This window comes from Ensifer sp. SL37, assembly GCF_026672675.1.
GTDB lineage: Bacteria > Pseudomonadota > Alphaproteobacteria > Rhizobiales > Rhizobiaceae > Ensifer > Ensifer adhaerens.
This window is the reverse complement of the sequence record NZ_JAPPRN010000006.1, coordinates 286,393-305,665: the sequence shown is the minus strand read 5'-3', so window position 1 is coordinate 305,665 and position 19,273 is coordinate 286,393. Positions and strand designations below refer to the sequence as shown.

Here is a 19,273-nt window from a genome sequence, read left to right as displayed (position 1 = left end):
GAACGACCGGCGCTCCCGTTAAGTTTCGGTAAGGTTCTGGAATTGGCCGCAATCGCGCTTATTTGATCGCGGTAAGCCGCATTGCCGCGGCAATGGAGCCGACGAGCCGTTCATGAAAATCAAGGCAATCTTCAATCGCGACGGCGGCACGTTCCGCACGACGGACATGGCCGCCTATGGCCAGAAGGTCGAAGACGTCTTCCAGGCCGCAGGCCACCAGATCGAGATTGCAGCGGTTTCCGGAAACGAGATGCAAGAGGCGTTGGAGCGGACCTGCCGTCGCGACGACCTCGACGCCATTCTTGCCGGCGGAGGTGACGGCACGATTTCGGCCGCCGCCGGCGTCGCCTGGAAGAACCGCATGCCGCTCGGCGTCGTTCCCGCCGGAACGATGAATCTTTTTGCCCGCACGCTGAAGCTGCCGCTCGATATCTGGAAAGTGCCGGAAGTGCTGGCGAATGGCGTGATCATCGACGGTGACATCGGCAGCGCCAATGGCCGTGCGTTCGTGCATCAATTCTCCATGGGGCTGCATGCGCGCATGGTGCGCTACCGCGAATCCTACAGCTTTCGCTCAAGAGCGGGAAAGATCGCCGCCAGCACCCGCGCCGCAGTCGGAGTGATTCTCAATCCTCCGGATTTCGAGATCGAGTTCGATGTCGATGGTCACAAGGAGAGCCGTCATGTCTCGGCGGTCTCGGTTTCCAACAATCCGTTCGGCCGCGACACGCTGATGTATGCGGACGACGTGACCGCCGGCCATCTCGGCTTTTACACGGCGCCGCCGCTGAGCCCGCCGGGTGTCGCCAAGCTCGCGCTCGATGTAATGCGCGGCAAGTTTCGCGACAGTCCGCTGATTACCGCCATGAGCGGTCATGCCCTCGATCTGCATTTTCCGAAGGTCGAACGAAAGATCAACTGCGTCATCGACGGCGAACTTCTGCCCATGGGCCGCGACGTCGCGCTGCGCATTCACCCTGGCGAACTCAAGCTGCTCGTCGGCGCGGATCGCGACGGATCGTCGATCCAGAAGTAGCCGAAACTGTAGCGATCCTCGAGCGTGCCGTGGAGATAGGGCAGGGCGAGTTGCTGCGGCTGCAAGTGCGTTTCCGGCACGCCGAAGGATTTGAGGACATCGACGAGTGGCGCCGGTGGCGCTGCATCGGCCTTGCCGTCGTTGGTCCAGACAACGAGAAGCGGCCCGGCCAGCTGACCGATCGCCGGGCTGCTGTTGTTGCCGGGCACGTAGACCTTGGCCCCGTGCAGGCGCGTTCGCAGATTGCCGGCCACCTGCTTGTTGGTGGCCAGAACCATCGCCGGTTCGCGTCCCTGCTGCTGAACGATGGTGTCGACGAGGCTGCTGTAGGGGATGCTCAGTCTCGAAACCTTGCCGAACCAAGGCCGCACGACTGCGCGGGTAGACACCACGACCAGCGTGGTCACGATGACGAAGCCGATAAAGAGGGCGACGGGCCGGACGCTACGTGTGGTGTCAACGCCGGACGCCTCGACCTTGAGGGCCAGATAGAGCGGCAGCAGGACGAGGAAGAGAACCAGCCACTTTTCCCGCATATGGGTGGCGCCGGTGACCAGCATGATGACGAGAACGGCGCCGAGACAGAGGACCAGCATGCGCCCGACGACCCGAGCCCAGAGGCTGTCGGCGCGCCAGATCGCCGGCAGGTCCTTGCGAAACACGAGGGCGAAGACGACGAAGATGATCGCTGAGCCGCGAAGCGTCGAGGCAAAGAGCGCGACGATCGCCTTCAACGCCTTCGACACGAAACCGGCTTCCTGCCCCGTTCCCATTTCCTTGAAGGTATTGCTCGACGCGGCGCCGATATTTTGCAGGACCCAGGTGCCGTGCGGCAGGGCGATCAGCGCGCAGACGGCGAGTGCGACAAGGATGCGCCAGTCGAAGAGCCGGGCGCGAAGTTTCGGTTCGGGCAGGATCGCGACGATCGCCGCGACCGGAACGATCACGAAGTTGTACTTTGAAATGACGCCGATCCCGACGGCGACGCCTGTAAGAGCGTAGGCAAAGAAGGTCGGTCGGCTCATCGTCCGCAGGAATGCGTACAGGAAGAGCGAAACGGCAAATAGCGCGGCGACCGTGTGCGAGAGGTCGCGCTGGGCAAGCAGGAAGATCGGCGGCAGAGCGAGGACGCCCATTGTCGTGATGGCTGCAAGGCGCCGGTCGCCGAGAACCTCGCGGGATGCAAGGCCGAAGAAGAGACAACAGAGGAACAATAGGCCGTTCTTGAGTACGGTCATCGTCGCCACTGACGGGCCGAACAGCGAGGTCAGCCCGTATTGCAGCCAATTGTAGAAAGGCGGTTGCGAACCGTAGCCGAGCATCAGGAACTGCGAGACATAGGCCTGCTCGGATTCGTCGATCTCGAGCGAAGTCGAAGCGGAAAGCCTCAGTGCGATGCAAAGCAGGAAGTAGCCCGCAATCAGCGCAAGGATCAGGTTTGGCCGGCGGTTGACGGCCTCAAGCATCTGTCTGGTCCCGCACGAAGACCTGCCGGACGATATAGTTCGTCGTGCCGTCGTCGCTGAAATAGGTGCGCGCCATCATTTCCGCGAGAATGCCCGTGGTGATGAGCTGAACCGACGACAGGAACAACATCACGCCGACGATCAGCATCGGGCGGGTTCCGATATCGTTGCCGAGCACGAACTTGTCGAAGCCGAGATAGAGCAGGATCAGGGCGCTGAGCGCCCCCGTCGCAAGGCCGATCGAACCGAAGAAGTGTCCCGGGCGCGCCTTGTAGCGCATGAAGAACAGCACCGACAAAAGATCGAGAATCACCCGGAAGGTTCTGGAGATCCCGTACTTGGATTGGCCATGCTGCCGTGCGTGGTGGGTGACCGGCATTTCGCCGATGCGGCTGCTCGGCACGACGCCTGCGACCCAGGCGGGGATGAAGCGATGCATTTCGCCCATCAGCTTCACCTGCTTGATGACGGACGCGCGATAGACCTTCAGGCTGCAGCCATAGTCGTGAAGCCGGACGCCGGTGATCTTGCCGATCAGGCGATTGGCGCACCAGGACGGGATTTTCCGAAGGAGCAGGCCATCCTGCCGGTTCTTTCGCCAGCCGACGAGCAGGTCGAGCTGACGCTCCTCGATGGCCGTGACCATCTCGGGAATATCGGCCGGGTCGTTCTGCAGGTCGCCGTCGAGCGTGGCGATCAGGCGGCCGGTGGCGGCATCGATGCCCGCCTGCATCGCGGCCGTCTGTCCGAAGTTCTTTTGCAGTTCAACGATCTTGAGGTCGATGCCGGGATCGGAAAGGGCCTTTCTTGCATTCACAAGCGTTCGATCGGTGCTGCCGTCGTCGACGAGGATCAGTTCCCAAGGGGACGGAAAATTCGCCAGCGCATCGCGGACCCGCGTAATCAGCGGCTGAATGCTGTCTTCTTCGTTGAATACGGGAATGACGACGGATAGCTCTATGGGATGCATGGGAACCGCTCATACATACGGCGCTCACGCTGCCGCAAGAATTGGACTGCTTACATAATCGTTTTCTTGCACAGTTATCGGTGATAACCAACGTTCAATCTTGCCCTTCAACACGGGAAATCGAGGCCTGATGACATCGGATTGCGAGCCTGACCGGCGATCCTGGCTCGTCCGCAACCGGATGACATTGCTGTCGGCGGGCGCCATTGCGGCCTACGCGGCCTTCGTTGAGTGGTTCTGGGGCTGGTCGGCGCTCTTGCGCCAGTGGTCCGAAATCGGCGTTGGTGCCGCATCTGCGGCCCTCTTGCTGCTCATCGCGACCTACTTCATTCGCTGCTATCGCATCTACGATTACTTCCCGAGCGAAACGTCGGGGCGTTTCCTGCCGCTCTTTCGGGTCACCCAGGTCCACAATCTCCTGAACATCATGCTGCCGTTTCGGGCCGGCGAGACCAGCTTTCCTCTCCTGATGCGTTCGGAGTTTTCTGTCCCGCTCGCCAGGGGGACGGCCGCTCTTCTGGTCATGCGCCTGCTTGACCTGCATGCGCTCCTCGTCGTGGCCGTCGTCGGATTGGTCTTCGGCAGAGGGTCGATCGGGCTCTGGCTCGTCTGGTTTGCGGCGCTTGTCTCGCCGCTTCTCTTCTTTTTCTTGAAGGACCACGCAATCGCGCTGGCGCGCCGGCTGCTGCCGGCAAAGCTCGAGCCGGTCGTCGAGGAACTGGAGGCGGGCCTGCCGGGCACCGTGGCTGCGTTCCTGCGCGCCTGGGGCATGACCATCCTCAACTGGGCGGTGAAGGTGATCGTGCTCGCCTGGGTGCTGGCGTTCATGGGAATTGCGCCGCTTGCGGCCTGTTTTGGCGGCGCGCTCGGAGGCGAGCTTTCTTCGGTGCTGCCGATGCATGCGCCGGCTGGCGTCGGCACCTATCCGGCAGCGATTGCGGCCGGTGCCGTTTCCTTCGGCGCCCCCGCCGGCCGGGCGGGCCTCGAACTGCTGGCGACGGCCGGCGTCAACGCGCATCTCCTGATCATCGTGTCCGCAGTCGCGGGCACGCTGTTGTCGATGGTTTTGGGGAAACGTCGCTAGAGCGCCGTGCCGTGGGGCATGTCCTAGCGACGTTTTGACCTCTACTGGAACGAGGTCTCGTAGAAGCTTCTGAGCTTGCGCGAATGCAGCTTTTCCGGCGGCATCGCCGCGAGCTTCTGCAGCGCCAGGATGCCGATCTTCAGATGCTGGCTGACCTGCGTCTTGTAGAAGGCCGTTGCCATGCCCGGCAGCTTCAGTTCGCCATGCAGCGGCTTGTCGGAGACGCACAACAGCGTTCCATAGGGCACGCGGAAGCGGAAGCCGTTGGCGGCGATCGTTGCCGATTCCATGTCGAGCGCGATGGCGCGCGCCTGCGACAGGCGCTTGACCGGGCCGCGCTGGTCGCGAAGCTCCCAGTTGCGGTTGTCGATGGTGGCGACGGTCCCGGTGCGCATGATCTGCTTGAGATCGTAGTCCCGATAACCGGTCACTTCGGCCACGGCATCCTGCAGCGCCACCTGCACTTCGGCGAGCGCCGGCAGCGGGATCCAGACCGGCAGGTCGTCGTCGAGCACGTGATCCTCGCGCATATAGGCATGGGCAAGCACGTAGTCGCCGAGCCGCTGGCTGTTGCGCAAGCCGGCGCAGTGGCCGAGCATCAGCCAGACGTGCGGGCGCAACACGGCGATATGGTCGGTGATCGTCTTGGCGTTGGACGGGCCGACACCGATGTTGACCATGGTGATGCCGCCGTGGCCCTTCTTCTTCAGGTGATAGGCCGGCATCTGCGGCAACCGCGGAAGGGTAAAGTCCGTCTCCGGCTTGTCGGCCCCGGCGGGCGTAATGATGTTTCCGGGCTCGACGAAGGCCGTGTAGCCGTTGCCGCCTTCCGCCATCTGCTGGCGGGCCCAAGCGCAGAATTCGTCTATATAGAACTGGTAGTTGGTGAAGAGCACGAAGTTCTGGAAATGATTGGCGCTCGTCGCCGTGTAGTGGCTGAGGCGCGCCAGCGAATAGTCGATGCGCTGCGCCGTGAACGGCGCGAGCGGCGACGGTTCGCCCGGACCTGGCTCGTAGGAACCGTTGGCGATCTCATCGTCCGTGGTCGTCAGATCAGGCGCGTCGAACAGGTCGCGCAAGGGGATGTCGATGGCATTGGCGGCCGATGCCTCGACATAGGCGCTTTCGCCGAAGGCGAAATGCAAGGGGATCGGGGTGGCCGATTCCGAGACCGTGATGCCGAGACCGTGGTTGCGCGTCAACAACCCGAGCTGTTCCTTCAGATAGTGCCGGAAGAGTTTTGGCCGCGTGATCGTCGTCGTATAGACGCCGGGCGCGCTGACATAACCATAGGAAAGACGGGAATCGACATGGCCGAAGCTGCTCGTCTCGATGCTGACCTGCGGGTAGCAGGCGCGATAACGGGTCAACGGCTTGCCGCCCTTGCCCAGCCCCTCGAACGCGTCGCAGAGGAACCGGGTATTGCGCTCGTAAAGCGCCTCGAGGCAATCGACTGCGGCCGCAGGATCATCGAAATACTGCGGCTCGAAAGGCTCGGGCGTTGCTGTGGAAAGGACGGAGTGTGAAGAGATTCGCTTGTTCATGTCGCATTATAGGCTGCGGCTTCTGACAAGCAAACGACAAGATGGTGGCACGCACAACCGCGAGGCGATTTGAGGCCCGTTGCTCAACGCGGGCCGGCGAGGATGATCGCACTGCCGATCAGCGCAACCGTCATGCCGGCAAGATCCCAGCGGTCCGGTCTGACGCCTTCAGCCAGCCAGAGCCAGATGAGCGTGCGGCGATATAGACGCCACCATAGGCCGCATAGGCGCGGCCGGCCGCGGGGCTGTCGATCAAGGTCAGCAGCCAGGCAAAGAGCGCCAGCGAGACCATTCCGGGAACGAGCCAGAGCGCAGACTTGTCGAGCTTCAGCCAGGCCCAGAAGGCAAAGCAGCCGGCAATTTCTGCAAGGGCGGCGAGGGCATATATGAGATAGGCGGGCATCGGTTCGGGTCTGGTGGCCTTGGCTGAGACGAATCCTCTGGAAAACCAAGGATAGGAAAGCGGCTCGCTGATGCGCAAGCCGGCCAAAACAAAAGGGCGCAATGTGCGCCCCTTTCAGCTCGTAGTTCCGATCCGCAGCGATCCGTCAGGTCATGGCCTGGCGCTGCAGGGTGACAAAGAGGACAAGGCCCGCGCCCTGCTTGCCGATGCCCGTGCCGCTGGCCTTGGAGTAGGCGAGCGCCCCGACCGGCGCCATCAGCAGGCTGGCGAGCGCCAGGACGCGCAGCGACAGAAAGGCCGAAGTCGAAAGTGCTGCCAGCATGTTCGTCTCTCCATCAGACCACGAAGTGATCGGTTTCAGTTGAGGCTCTGGAACTTAGCCTGCCTGGCTGCGTTAGAGCTTGGCCTGGCAGTACTGTGCCGTGTGGGCGGTGCAATCGGTCAGCGAACCGAGATAGGTGTTGCTGCGGCGACGTTCGGTGTCAGCGCTGACTGCAGCTGCAAGAGTGACAGCGAAAACGACCATCAGAAGGCTGATGATGGTGAGGCGCCGAGCGAGGATATCCATGGTTCTGTCCGTTGTTTGGAGGCAGGTTCAAATCGATTGAGTGTGTTTTCGCATACCCAAACTGAATTGATGCTGAGATGTCCGTTCATCTGGCGTTCATCTTCGGTTGCACGCCCACGGAGCCGAGAGCCGGCCGACCCCGGGCACTGTCCGTCGAAACGGAAGGCGTATGCTCGGGCCATTGCAAAGGGCCGGTTGAGGACGCCGGCGAAAGGCCGCTCGGCAGATCCTTCGCGCGCATAAAAAAGGGCAACCATCGGCTGCCCTTTCATCGTCGTAATCGTAGCGGCGATTTCTGCCGCGCCGGCTCTGTTAGAGACGGGTCCATGTCTGCGACTTGCACAGCACCTTCAGCACGCAGCCCTTCATCTTCAGCGAATTGCCGTTGACAGCGCCCGAGCCGCTATAGGTCTTGTCGGTGTCCGGATCGGTAATCTCGCCCGAGTAGCTGCCATCGGTGCCCGAAAGGTTGCCGATGCGCTTGCCGGCATGCTTGCCGGTCTTCAGCGTGATGCAAAAGGCGCCACCGCAGGGGGCGATTTCCGCCGTGGCGCCGCTCGCCGTCTTCCAGTTGCCTAAGATCGGTTCCGCCGCCGCGGCGGTTCCGGCAATGCCAAGAGCCAGCGTCGCGGTGATGAGCAATGTACGTAGCATTCGTGTCCTCCAGATTGAGGCTGCCGGCGTGGTCCGCTCCGCCGGCAGCTCAAGATGTCCTCGTATGAAAAGGCAGTCTCCTCACCGCCGCGGGCAAGATAGCTTACGCGCACGTAAAGGTAAACCAGCCGAATCGCGGCCTTTGCCGCTTTTTCCTGGGCGGTTTTGAGCGCTTCTTGCGCAAGGAATTGCGCGGACTTTGCTGGCGTCGATCTTTTCGTGGTTAGCGTTTGGTTGAAATCGTCGATTGAATTTTTCGTAAATTTTGAGGCGAATGCGCGGGATTTCAGGCCTTCCGATGTTTAACAAAAACTCAAGTTTACCAAGCGTTTGAACTTTGTTTGTCGCAAATTAAGCATGCATTTTAAGCGCCCATTGAAGCCCGTCAGGCATAGTGAAGCCATAAGACGAGCGGAACGAAACGCTCCGAAAAACCACCGAGGACGACACCGCAAAAAGACGGCGCGCTTCGGAAAGGCCCGCAAAGAGGCAAGGTCGAACAGGGACCAAAACAAGTGCTGATCTGGAGCATGGTCCGCCCCAAACGGGCGGGCCGCTTCGGAAAAACCAACCAGGCAAGACAGGGACACGACAATGGCACGTTTTGATATGCAGATTGCTTCGGATGCCGCGATGGGTGGTGACAACCAGGCGGAAGTCTTTTGCGACATGGGTCTGGCCTACGCGACCGGCCACGGTCGCCCGGTCGATCTCGTCGCCGCCCACAAGTGGCTGAACATCGCGGCGATCAAGGGTTGCGACCGCGCCGTCGATCTGCGCGCCGACCTGGCGATGACGATGAGCAAGCCGGACCTCGCAGCGGCGCTGCGCGCAGCTCGCGAATGGATGACGGTTCACTGATCGGACGGGCGGCGCCCGACGGCGCCGCAAGCTGGGCCTTGAGAAAAGGGGTCAGGCGAGTTTCTTCAGGACCGCGGGCATAGCCGCTTCGAGCAGGACCATCTCCGTCTCCGGTCCGGTGCTGATCCGGATGCAGCGATTGAGCGGCGCCACCCCCGGCATTCTTATGAAGATGCCGTGGTCGCTCATCAAGGTATCGACGATCGCGCGGGCATAGACCGCGTCGCGGCCACAATCGACGGCCACGAAGTTGGTGGCTGAGACGAGCGGGGCAAGGCCATTTTGCGTGGCGATAGCAGCAATGCGCTGCCGCGACGCCGCAATCTTGGCCGTCACTTCCTTCAGATACACCTCGTCCGCAAGCGCTGCGATTGCCGCGGCGACGCCGATCCTGTTCATGCCGAAATGGTTGCGGATCTTGTCGAAAGCCTGGGCCGTGCCCGGCGTGGTGACCACATAGCCGACACGCGAACCCGCAAGCCCGTAGGCCTTCGAGAACGTGCGCGTGCGCACCACGTTCGGCATGTCGATCAGGGCGTCGATCGGTGGTAGCGCTTCGGCCGGCGCGGTTTCACAATAGGCTTCATCCAGAATGAACAGCGTGGTTTCGGGCAGGCCCCTCGCGAACTCGACAATGTGTTCGGCCGACCACCAGCTTCCCATCGGATTGTCGGGATTGGCGAAATAGACGAGCGGCGCATTTTCCTGCTTCACGGCTGCCAGTAACCCATCGAGGTCTTCCCGGTCCCCCGCATAGGGCACTGTGACGAGCCGGCCGCCATGGCCGACGACGTGGTAATTGAAGGTGGGGTAAGCCCCGAGCGAGGTGACGACCGGCATGCCCGGCTCGATCACCATGCGGACGATCTGGCCGAGCAAGCCGTCGATGCCTTCGCCGATCGCGAGATTGGCCGGGCTGGTTCCGAGATGGGCTGCAAGCGCCTGTTTCAGATCGTGATTTTCCGGGTCAGCATATTTCCAGGTTCCGCTGGATGCCTCTCTCATCGCTGAAAGCACGCTCTCCGCCGGACCGAAGCCGCTTTCATTGGCGCCGATGCGCGCCGCGATCGCGCGCCCGCGCTGGCGTTCGATCGCCTCCGGCCCGACAAAGGGGATGGTGGATGGTAGGGATTGGATGAGCGGCGTGAAGCGAGAGAATGCGGACATGCTGAAGATAAGGCCCCGTTCGGATGACGTACGGGGGAACTTATCGCATGCTTTGGCAATTCGGAATCGTTCCCGAAAGAAAAGCTGCGGAAATCCGCCGCCTTTCGTTTTGTGGCTGGCCTATCGCTGCGGCTTTGCGTTTTTGACTTGCCCGGTGAAGAACTCCTGCCGGATGATTTCGCGCAGCAAGGTCTGCTCGATCGGCTTGATGAACTGGACGCCGATGCGCTCGCCGTTGCGATAGACCTCTGCACAGCCGATCCGAAGCGAAGTGCCGACGATGTGCAGATAATAATGTTGCGGCAGACCGATATTGGTGTCGACGGCAAAGCTCGCGCCGCCGCGCGATATGTCGATCATCCGGCAGGACCGGACCGAGACGCTTCCGAGCCCCGGCTGCACGGCGGTCAGCGTGCCCGCATGGCCGATGTTGAAACGCTCGTAGCGCCGCTCGTAAAATGGCGAGGGGACGCAGGAATACATGGTCTGGTTCTGCATGCGTCTTTCTCCGCCAGTGCCGGGTCGCACGGCACGATCAACCTTTGACCGCATTCGTGGACCCCGGACAATTCATTTGTCCCACATCATATCGGTGGACGATTTCTACCGATGCTAGAATCAGTCTTGCAGAAGAAACTTGCAATCCCCTGAAATCGATCACTAAAAATCTAATGTCGGGGCTCGCTTGATTTGAGGAGATCAAAGTCCGCCGCTGGAAAACTGCATGCGGATCAGGCGTCTCAGGAAATCTGCCGAAAGCAGCATGTTGAAACGCACCCCGAGTTCCGCGCTCTCACGGTAAACCTCGGAGCAACCGATTTCTTCCTTGAAGCCCTCGATCTCGAGGAAGAAGTGCTTCGGCAGCGGGATCGTCGCATTGAAGTCGAGCATCGCGCCGGCAATAGAGATATGGCGCAGCAGGCACCGATACTTTGTCTTCGCTTTCAGGTGCTGGCCAATGACGAGGATCCTGCACGGCCGCTCGATGAAATAATGCTGGTGGGTCGTGGCGAGCTGGCCTGGCTTTCCCTCGGCGACATGCATTTTCATCGACATGGCAAGCTCCGTATCAGCGCAGCCCTCGGCGGATCTGTGGTGTTCTTGGCGGACTCGCCGCGCCCCCCGTGATTGAGCTAAGCACGCCGCCTTGCTTCGACCTTGTGCCATCGGCAGGCGTCGTCGCTAAATTTGGCATGCGCGCACATTGAAAGCCCCAACCTCATACGTAATACTTTCATTAGACGTGACCGGGGCGCCGATGGCCGCTTCCGAGGGGTAATCGGGCGAGGCATCGTCTGTCGTTCACGCTGGGCAAGGCGGAAGACGGTGATCGGTGCTGGAGGGAATAACATGGCCTTGGGGCTTGCGCGGCGGTGGCTGCCGCTTTCGATCGTCTGTGTGGCGCTGCTTGTGTCGATGCCATCAGGGGCATGGGCGGCAAAACGCGTCGCGCTGCTGATCGGCAATGAGAAATATGAAGCGACGTCGCCGCTCAACAACCCCGCCAACGACGTCGAACTGATGAAGGCTTCGTTCGAGGATGCCGGGTTCGAATCGGTGACGACGGTGCACGACGTCGGTCGCCAGGAGATGGTCAAGGCGCTGCGCGACTTCGAGGATCTCGCGACCGGTGCCGAAGTTGCGATCGTCTATTACTCCGGCCATGGCATGGAGATGAATGGCGAGAACTTCCTGCTTCCCGTCGACGCGCAACTGAAGACTGACAAGGATATCGAGGACGAGGCGATCGGCCTCGATCGAGTTCAGCGTTCGCTGGAAGGCGCGACCAAGCTCAAGCTGGTGATTCTCGACGCCTGTCGCAACAATCCTTTTGAGCAGAGCATGACGCGTTCGATCTCGACCAGGGCCGTTTCGCGCGGACTGGCGCGCGTCGAGCCCGAATCGGCCGATCTGCTCGTCGCCTTCGCCTCGAAGGCCGGCACGGTCGCGCTCGACGGGGAGGGCAAGAACAGCCCCTTCGCCACGGCACTCGCCAAGTATCTGACGGAACCGGGCGTCGATGTCCGTATCGCGCTTGGAAAGGTTCGCGACGAGGTGGTGTCGGTGACCAATCGCGGCCAGGAGCCTTTCGTCTACGGCTCGCTCGGCGGCGCCCAGATCTTTCTCAACATCAAAGAGGTGAACATCACCGTCACCAACAATGGCAGACAGTTGTCGCCCAACAGCCAATCCGAGGCGGCTGCCGACTGGCAGAACATCCGCGATCTCGCGGACAAGGACCTGTTGACCGCCTTCCTGGCCAAGCATGGTTCGGACCCGGTCTATAAGATGCTCGCAGAAAAGAAGCTGAAGCTCTTGAGCCAAGCCGAGCAGACATCGAGCGTGACGCCGGACGAGATTGCCTGGGACGCCTTGAAGCAGTCGACCGATGCGGCGGCGCTGACGCGCTTCATCGAGCGCTACCCTGACAGCAAGCACAAGGCGGAGGCCGAGCAGCAAATTGCGGCCCTCGAGCCACAGAAGGGCCTCAACGTCTCGCCGACCGGCAAGGACACCCAGGCTTCGCGCGATTGCTATCTGCTTGCCGGCGAGCCGCAGTCGATGCCCGGTTTCCTCGGGGTCAATTTCCTGAAGCTCGACGCCGAAAGGGCGCTCACCGCCTGTGCCCAGGCTGTCAACGAAAACCCTGACGATATGATGCTCGTCAATATGTTGGGGCGCGCGCAGGACGCCGGGCGGAACTATGTCGAGGCGCGGCGCAACTACCGAAAGGCGGCCGACGGCGGCAACATGTATGCGTTGACCAATCTCGCCTGGTTCTCGGTCTACGGGACTGATGGGCCGGTGGACGTCGACGAGGGCAAGCGCATGTTCGACCAGGCGGCCCGCGCCGGCAATGCCTATGGGCAGGCCTCGCTCGGCTGGCTCTATCGCGAAGGCTATGACGGCATCGCGCAGGACTATGCGGAAGCCGCCCGGTGGTATGAACTGGCGGCCAATCAGGGCTATGCCAATGCCATGGCGACGATGGGCTGGTTCTATCGCGAAGGTCTTGGCCTGCCGAAAGACCTCCAACAATCGCTCGCCTGGTATAAGAAGGCCGCCGAAAGCGGCGACGCCAACGCGATGTCGTCGCTCGGTTGGGCCTATCAGAACGGACTGGGGACTGAGCAGAGCTACCCGGAAGCCAAGGTCTGGTACGAGAAGGCGGCCAACGTGGGTGATTCCTATTCCATGGCGCTGCTCGGCTGGTTCTACGATATCGGCAATGGTGTCGCGCAGGACTATGTGCAGGCGCGCACCTGGTATGAGATGGCGGCCAACGCCGGCAGCGCCTATGCGATGGGCAACCTCAGTCGCCTCTATGATTACGGCCTCGGCACCAAGGCGGACGCGAAGGAGGCGGTTCGCTGGGCTGCAGCCAGCGTCGAGGGCGGCGATCCGGCGAAACTCGATGAACTGAAGAGCCAGCCCAACAATTTCACGCCCGCATTCCGCAAGGAAATGCAGAACCTGCTGAAGGACCGCGGGTATTATGGTGGTCCGGTCGACGGCGAGTTCGGCGCGGCGACCCAACAGGCGATCGAGCGCCTCGCGCGCAAATCGTAGGCAGCAGGCGATGCGCCGATGTGGAATCACATCGCTGCGTACGCTGATCTTGCCTGCGGAGATGAGGGCGAACACGACGCGGCACGACGGGGGTTGCCGATCGGCCCACATGAAAATGCGAGGATTTCCCGGAAACCGACAAAAAAATCTTGCATTGGCCGCTGAGTGACACTAGTCAGGCGGTAACGGAGAGGTGGCCGAGTGGTCGAAGGCGCTCCCCTGCTAAGGGAGTATACCGGAAACGGTATCGAGGGTTCGAATCCCTTCTTCTCCGCCATTGTCCCAAATAGCCCCATGTCCTTTGCGCCCCGCCCTTCGAGCGAGCATCTGGTTTCGGCTATCCCTCGACTGAATTTCATTTATTGTGGTTCGTGAGCCGTTGCGGCAGTCGTCGCCAGGGGCGCCCGTGCATTCTTGGTGCTGCGCGGTGCTGATCTTTGCATCGTCCAGAATCACCTGGTCGGGGCGTTTGCCGAATCTCTGCGTCGATGCTGCTGATTCCTCAGGCCGCCATCCTTTCTCCGCCAAGCGCTTTCTTGGAGCGAATGCTGTTTTAGGCATTCACTGGACATCTGAAACGGGGTTCGCGTCCAGCTTTTCCCCTGTTTTGGGCGGGTTTCTGCCTCTTTCTGAAACAGGCGACCCCCACCTTCCTTATGCTAACCCCCCGCCGCTAAAGGGTTTTCTTAATGCTTTGTTAATTTTCTGCGGGGGTCTGCGGCGATTTTGTGTCGTTTCAGCAACAGGCCTCGGCGAAGGGCGATGCAAAGGACGTGAACTCGCTAGTTGGACGTTGCGCCGGTGATCCGGTCTTGTATTTTCAACTCCGGAAGCAAGGGCGGTTGATCGTCCGACTTCTTGAACGTTGGGGATGGGGCAGGGAAAGCTGTCCTTCAGCAAAATACCCAGACCCGTTTGAAACTTTTGACTGGAGGTCAGAAATGAACATCAAGAGCCTTCTTCTCGGCTCCGCTGCAGCTCTCGCAGCAGTTTCCGGCGCTCAGGCAGCCGACGCTATCGTCGCAGCAGAGCCGGAGCCCATGGAATACGTTCGCGTTTGCGACGCTTTCGGCACTGGCTACTTCTACATCCCGGGCACCGAAACCTGCCTCAAGATCGGCGGCTTCATCCGTGTTCAGGGTTCGTTCGGTGAAGACGCTGCTGACAGCCGTTACAACCAGGGCAACCTGGGCGGTCAGTCCACGTCGGACTGGGACGTTTTCTCCCGCGCTTACATCTCGTTTGACGCCAAGAGCGACACCGAGTACGGCACGCTCACCGGCTTCTTCGCTGCTGAGTTCAACGCTGACAACGACACCGACATCGGCGACAGCTTCATCGACGTTGACGAAGCCTACATCCAGCTCGGTGGCCTCAAGGCCGGCTTCTTCTACAACTGGTGGGATAAGGGCCTGAACGGCGAAACCGACTCGCTCGGCAACTTCACCGAATTCAACTCGATCGCCTACCTCTACGACGGCGGTTCGTTCCAGGCCGGTCTCTCGGTTGACGAACTCGAAGGCACCTCGACCAAGTCGAACGGTGTTGGCGTTTCCGGTATCGTTTCGGCTTCGCTCGGCGGCGTTTCCTTCGACCTGCTCGGCGGTTACGACTCTGAACTCGAAGAAGGCGCAATCCGCGCTCTGCTCTCGGCCGACCTCGGCCCGGGCGTCTTCCAGGTTGCTGGTATCTGGGCTTCGAACCCGAACGCTTACTGGGAAAAGTCTGAGTGGACCGTTGCTGCGTCGTACCGCTTCAACGCGACCGACAAGCTGGCCATCACCCCCGGCGTTCAGTACTTCGACAACCTGAGCCACGGCTCGCTCACCGACTTCAGCGGTGACGATGCTTGGCGCGCTGGCGTCACCCTCGACTACAAGATCACCGAAGGTCTCGCGACCCGCGTGTCGGTCCAGTACGAAGATGCTGACGGCGAACAGGATCAGGTATTCGGCTTCGTCCGCCTGCAGCGCGACTTCTAAGATCGTCTGACCTCGGTCAGAAGAGAGAAACCCGGCCTTCGAGCCGGGTTTTTTCGTTTTGGTATGGCACCTTGATTTTTGGTCCTGCACTTGGGAATAAAGACCGCGTCGGTGCGGCTTCCTTCGGTCAGCGCGAGCGCGCGAGGTCGTTTAGAAATGCGGTGATGGCGTCGCGTGGACCGTCCAGATGAAGCAGCGGCGCATGGCCCTGGCCAGGCGCGATGAAGGCGGTCATCGCATTGTGTCGTCGGCGCATTTCGCGCACTGTAGTCTCTGAAAGAAGCCGCGAATGCTCGCCCCTGACGACCATCAGGGGGACCTGGCTCATGGCGTCAAAGGGTGTCCACAGATCGGGCAATGGTGTTTCGGGTGTCAATCCGCGCAGGGACTGCGCGATTGCTGGATCGAAATCGGGAACCGGGATGCCGTCCTCGTTTGGCCATGTCTGACCAATCGCCGTCGCTTAAGACTGGAAAGTCGCCGCCGTGCAGTGTCCTCAGGTAGCCGGGTGCTTTCGCCCAGCTTGCCGGAGCGGCGCTGGAGTTGAGGTAATCCCGGATCGCAAGCAGACCTTCAATTTCGATCATAGGCCCGATATCGTTGAGCACTGCGGCTGCAATCAACGAAGGGGCGCGATCGACGAGGTTGTGGAGGATCAGGCCACCTCGCGATGTGCCGATAAAGATTGCCTTTTCGACCGCAAAGTGAGCACAGGCCGTTATCACATCGGTCGTTTCGACGGCCACCGTGTAGTGGCTCTTATCAGCGTCGCGTTCCGAGTTGCCGCGCCCCCGATAATCCAGTGCGATGACGGGAATGCCCCGTGACGTCGAAAGAAAGCTTGCGAGTTCGTGAAAGTCCCGGCTGTTGCGGGTGAGGCCTGGCAGGCAAATGATTGGTGTCGCCGCGGATGGCGAAGGGGGAGGGCCGTAGCTTCGGGCGTAGAGAAGCAGCCCATCGGAACTACGGAAGTTATGCTCTTGGAATACGTCTTGGCCCATGCTGCTCCCTCTCGGACAGCTAAAATCTATCCGTTTGAAGGTGAGGGGCAAGTTGTTCGGGCCGACATAGCTGTTCGGCGGCCCGAGCCGTGGCGGGCGATAGCCAACGGTTGTGGCTTTTCCCTTTGCGTTGGCAGCGATCTGCTCAATAAATTCTTAGCTCAATAGGGCGAGCTACATTGGCGGCGCGGGCCGCCATAGGGCTGGTAGCTGTTGTCCCAAGCCCTATAGGAACGATAGCGCGCATAGCACCAACGCTGGTGTGCATTGCCGCTGACGGCTCTTGGTCCGTTGTAGTATCTCGGGCTGTTGTAATATCGCGGTTGGCTCAACAGTCCGCCGATGATCGCGCCTGCAGCCAGTCCGCCGATCACCGCCCCGACGTCGTTGTCGTCGTGGTCATAGTGGCGGCGATATCGATCCCGGTAGTATCTGTCGCGGTAGTACCCGCTGCGATTATAGTCGCGGTAGTCGCGGTAGTCGCGATCCCGATAATAGCCATGTCGCCCGCGAAGTTCGCAATAGGGAACGGCGCAACTGGATCGGCTCTTGCGTTCTTCGCCGCGCTCGTAGGAGAATTGAGCCTGTTGCACATTGGTCGTCCCGGAGACGATCGGCGGAGCGCTCGGGAACGCGCCGGCGGGCGGCACGCTGCTCAAGGCGGTCGCCAGCGAAAGGGCGACGATTGTCAAGGTCTTCATAACGTTCACCATTTCCTTCGGAAAAGTCTGGCCTTAGAAAGGAAATGGTTGAAGGCGTGGTTTGTGCCGTTGACGCTGATCACAATTATTTGATCGCGGCTGAGGCCGGCTATTGCCGTCCCATTCTCAGGTCTTCGACGATATCGGCTTTTTGCCCGAGCCTCGATTTGTAGACCTGATAGTTCTCCATCACCCGTTGGACATAGGTGCGCGTTTCCTGAAACGGAATGCGTTCGATCCAATCGACGACCTCGTCGATCGGCTTGCCGCGCGGGTCGCCGTAGCGGTCGAGCCATTCCGGAACGCGGCGCGGGCCGGCATTGTAGGCGATAAAGGTGAGGATGTAGGAGCCGCCGAAACTGCTGATCTGTTCGCCGAGATAATGCGCGCCGAGCGTGGCGTTGTAGCCGGCGTCGCTCGTCAGCCGGTCCTGCGAGTAGGCAAGGCCGTAGCGGCTGGCAACGCCCTTGGCCGTTCCCGGCATCAACTGCAACAGACCGCGGGCGTTGGCGGTGGAGATGGCGCCCGGGTTGAAGGCGCTTTCCTGGCGCGCGATCGCATAGGCGAGTGCCTTGCCGGAGCCGTCGATATTGGCGCTTGACGGGATCACGCCCACGGGAAACGCGAGCGCTGCAACATCGATTCCGCGCCCAAAGGCAATCTTGCCGACCTGTAGGGAAAGCTGGTGGTTGCCGGTTCTTTCCGCTCGGGCGGAAAGTAGCGCCAGCTCGCCGGGGCTCGTCAGTTCGTCGGCAAGCGCCCGGTAGATGCTGTCGGCGCGCCAGGTGTGGCCTGTGCCTTCGAGCCGCGTGATGGCGCGCACCGCCTCGCGGCTTTCGAACCGCGATCGGTCGTCTGCCGTCGGGGCCGGATAGGCGACGTTCAGCGTCTTGCGACCCAGCCGGGCGGCTGCGAGTTGCCCGTAGAACGTTCCGGGATAGCGGGCTGCGTTTGCGAAATACCCGTTGGCGTCACCCGGTCCGCCGGCCTCGGCCGAGCAGCCGAGCCAGTACCAAGCGCGCGAAGCGGAGAGGGGACGGCTCGACACATCCAGAATGCGGCGGAAGTGACGCGCTGCGGTCGCCGGGTCCTCCATGCCGCGCAGGGCATACCACCCGGCATGAAACTCGGCGTCGATAATATCGGCCGCGTCAGTCGCGAGATGGCCGGCGGCGATCCGATAGGCGCCTCGAAAGTCGCCACTGTCGAGCAGCCCGCGGCTGACGACCCGTTGCTCGACCCACCATTCGCCAGGGTTGACCAGGGCGCTCTTGTCCTTGGGCATGCGCGCAAGGAGCTTTGCTGCTTCCTCGTATTTCTTCTGTTTGCGCAGGTGCTCGATCTGAATGAAGAGATAGGCTGCGTCCTTGCGCCAGGCAGGATCGACCGCTGCGATGAGGGCCGGCGCCTTGTCGCTGCCACGGCTGACCGCCGCCCAGGCGCGATAAAGCGATTGAGCGTTTCCAAGGTCGCCGAACCGTTCGGCCTGCTCGACGCGGTTGCGATAGAGAAGCAGCACCATGCGGTGCTGATGATTGTCTGTGGTCAAGAGGCCGGAAAACTCGTCAAGGATCTTGGTCTCGATGTCCTTGTCGAGCGTGTCACGTTGCCAGATCGCACGCAGGTTCTTGGCGGCTATGTCGGCTTTTCCGGTGGCGACGAGAGCACGCGCAAGAATGAGGGAGCCTTCCGTCGTTTCCGGCTGCGTGTTGCCGAAAGCGGCGAGCACATCGGCCGCCGGCGGGTTCTCTCGATAGAGCGCTCGTTCGGAGTTGGCGCGCAGCGATTTCAGCCCCGGCCATCCCTGCAATTCCCGTTGGGCATCGGCGATTTCAAAGGAAGGTACGCCCCGCTGGCCGGAAACGGCGATCGCCCAGGTCAATATGTGCCGGTCGAGCGTGCCTTCGGTCATCGCGTCGCGTACGGCAATCGCTGCGGCCGGCTGCTTGTTGGACAGAGCATCGAGCCCCGTCTTGAGATCGCTGCTGACGGATCCGGCAGCCGTCTCTATGGCATTCGTGGTTTCGCTCGCGGCAATGGGGGCCGCCTTGTCCAAGAGCGCGGGCTTGCGTGTCGGAACTGGTATGCGGTCAAGGGTTTCTGCGTTGCCCGTTGGCGCTGCCAGAAGCACCGCGCCGATGATGGCGGCGACAGGCAGATATATTGACCCGCGCATCAAGAACCCCGTGTTCCCCGTGTCCAACATTCATCCGCCGCCAGATTGCCCGATGACAAGACGGGCGGCCAGTATCGATCGTAACAATTG

Annotated in this window: 16 protein-coding genes, 1 tRNA gene and 2 pseudogenes; 6 read left to right on the top strand and 13 right to left on the bottom strand. The window is 61.3% G+C overall.

What is annotated here, in order from left to right:
- Positions 1 to 112 precede the first annotated feature (112 nt).
- Positions 113 to 1,036 carry a diacylglycerol/lipid kinase family protein gene (locus OVA00_RS13580; RefSeq protein ID WP_113189671.1) on the top strand — a complete coding sequence of 308 codons (924 nt, stop codon included), beginning with the start codon at positions 113 to 115 and terminating at the stop codon, positions 1,034 to 1,036.
- Here OVA00_RS13580 and OVA00_RS13575 read toward each other — a convergent pair.
- Positions 973 to 2,502: an ArnT family glycosyltransferase gene (locus OVA00_RS13575; RefSeq protein WP_112975752.1), complete on the bottom strand. Its 1,530-nt coding sequence runs from the start codon at positions 2,500 to 2,502 to the stop codon at positions 973 to 975. The genes OVA00_RS13580 and OVA00_RS13575 overlap by 64 nt on opposite strands.
- A complete protein-coding gene (locus OVA00_RS13570; protein WP_034804195.1) occupies positions 2,495 to 3,472 on the bottom strand; it encodes a glycosyltransferase family 2 protein in 978 nt (325 codons plus the stop codon). Before OVA00_RS13570 ends, OVA00_RS13575 begins: the two co-directional genes overlap by 8 nt.
- 130 nt (positions 3,473 to 3,602) lie before the next feature.
- On the opposite strand from OVA00_RS13570, the gene OVA00_RS13565 reads away from it, so the two are divergent.
- Positions 3,603 to 4,556: a lysylphosphatidylglycerol synthase domain-containing protein gene (locus tag OVA00_RS13565; protein WP_268089121.1), complete on the top strand. Its 954-nt coding sequence runs from the start codon at positions 3,603 to 3,605 to the stop codon at positions 4,554 to 4,556.
- 41 nt (positions 4,557 to 4,597) lie between these two features.
- Here the strand turns inward: OVA00_RS13565 and OVA00_RS13560 are convergent, their stop codons facing one another.
- The 5 genes and pseudogenes from OVA00_RS13560 to OVA00_RS13540 all read right to left on the bottom strand — a co-directional run bounded on the left by OVA00_RS13560 (position 4,598) and on the right by OVA00_RS13540 (position 7,725).
- Complete coding sequence (locus tag OVA00_RS13560; RefSeq protein WP_112985627.1) at positions 4,598 to 6,100, bottom strand: AMP nucleosidase; 1,503 nt, start codon at positions 6,098 to 6,100, stop codon at positions 4,598 to 4,600.
- 83 nt (positions 6,101 to 6,183) lie between these two features.
- A pseudogene (locus tag OVA00_RS13555) lies at positions 6,184 to 6,503 on the bottom strand (YnfA family protein).
- 145 nt (positions 6,504 to 6,648) lie between these two features.
- On the bottom strand, positions 6,649 to 6,825 hold the full coding sequence (locus OVA00_RS13550) for a hypothetical protein (RefSeq protein ID WP_162251053.1): 177 nt from the start codon (positions 6,823 to 6,825) through the stop codon (positions 6,649 to 6,651).
- Between the two features lie 72 nt (positions 6,826 to 6,897).
- Complete coding sequence (locus OVA00_RS13545) at positions 6,898 to 7,071, bottom strand: hypothetical protein (RefSeq protein ID WP_034804185.1); 174 nt, start codon at positions 7,069 to 7,071, stop codon at positions 6,898 to 6,900.
- A gap of 312 nt (positions 7,072 to 7,383) precedes the next feature.
- Positions 7,384 to 7,725: a DUF2147 domain-containing protein gene (locus OVA00_RS13540; RefSeq protein WP_034804181.1), complete on the bottom strand. Its 342-nt coding sequence runs from the start codon at positions 7,723 to 7,725 to the stop codon at positions 7,384 to 7,386.
- A gap of 594 nt (positions 7,726 to 8,319) precedes the next feature.
- Here OVA00_RS13540 and OVA00_RS13535 point away from each other — a divergent pair.
- The gene (locus tag OVA00_RS13535) at positions 8,320 to 8,586 is read left to right on the top strand and encodes a sel1 repeat family protein (RefSeq protein WP_034804178.1); all 267 of its coding nucleotides are present in this window, start codon (positions 8,320 to 8,322) and stop codon (positions 8,584 to 8,586) included.
- 51 nt (positions 8,587 to 8,637) lie between these two features.
- Here the strand turns inward: OVA00_RS13535 and OVA00_RS13530 are convergent, their stop codons facing one another.
- The 3 genes from OVA00_RS13530 to OVA00_RS13520 form a co-directional block, all read right to left on the bottom strand.
- Complete coding sequence (locus OVA00_RS13530; RefSeq protein WP_113505704.1) at positions 8,638 to 9,753, bottom strand: pyridoxal phosphate-dependent aminotransferase; 1,116 nt, start codon at positions 9,751 to 9,753, stop codon at positions 8,638 to 8,640.
- Between the two features lie 120 nt (positions 9,754 to 9,873).
- Positions 9,874 to 10,251 (bottom strand): PilZ domain-containing protein, encoded by a 378-nt coding sequence (locus OVA00_RS13525; protein ID WP_268089120.1) that lies wholly within the window; start codon positions 10,249 to 10,251, stop codon positions 9,874 to 9,876.
- A gap of 201 nt (positions 10,252 to 10,452) precedes the next feature.
- The gene (locus OVA00_RS13520) at positions 10,453 to 10,809 is read right to left on the bottom strand and encodes a hypothetical protein (RefSeq protein ID WP_060585995.1); all 357 of its coding nucleotides are present in this window, start codon (positions 10,807 to 10,809) and stop codon (positions 10,453 to 10,455) included.
- Positions 10,810 to 11,103: 294 nt separating this feature from the next.
- Between OVA00_RS13520 and OVA00_RS13515 the strand changes: the two genes are divergently transcribed.
- From OVA00_RS13515 to OVA00_RS13505, 3 genes are all read left to right on the top strand, one after another.
- On the top strand, positions 11,104 to 13,323 hold the full coding sequence (locus OVA00_RS13515) for a caspase family protein (protein ID WP_218684651.1): 2,220 nt from the start codon (positions 11,104 to 11,106) through the stop codon (positions 13,321 to 13,323).
- 187 nt (positions 13,324 to 13,510) lie between these two features.
- Positions 13,511 to 13,600: transfer RNA gene (locus tag OVA00_RS13510), tRNA-Ser, on the top strand.
- Between the two features lie 664 nt (positions 13,601 to 14,264).
- Entirely contained in the window at positions 14,265 to 15,305 is a 1,041-nt protein-coding gene (locus OVA00_RS13505; RefSeq protein WP_034804167.1) for a porin, read from the top strand.
- 127 nt (positions 15,306 to 15,432) lie between these two features.
- Here OVA00_RS13505 and OVA00_RS13500 read toward each other — a convergent pair.
- The 3 genes and pseudogenes from OVA00_RS13500 to OVA00_RS13490 all read right to left on the bottom strand — a co-directional run bounded on the left by OVA00_RS13500 (position 15,433) and on the right by OVA00_RS13490 (position 19,183).
- A pseudogene (locus OVA00_RS13500) lies at positions 15,433 to 16,306 on the bottom strand (alpha/beta fold hydrolase).
- Positions 16,307 to 16,467: 161 nt separating this feature from the next.
- Positions 16,468 to 17,007 carry a BA14K family protein gene (locus OVA00_RS13495; protein ID WP_268089119.1) on the bottom strand — a complete coding sequence of 180 codons (540 nt, stop codon included), beginning with the start codon at positions 17,005 to 17,007 and terminating at the stop codon, positions 16,468 to 16,470.
- A 109-nt stretch (positions 17,008 to 17,116) separates the two neighbouring features.
- Positions 17,117 to 19,183, bottom strand: a complete 2,067-nt coding sequence (locus OVA00_RS13490) for a lytic transglycosylase domain-containing protein (protein ID WP_268089118.1) — start codon at positions 19,181 to 19,183, stop codon at positions 17,117 to 17,119.
- Positions 19,184 to 19,273 lie beyond the last annotated feature (90 nt).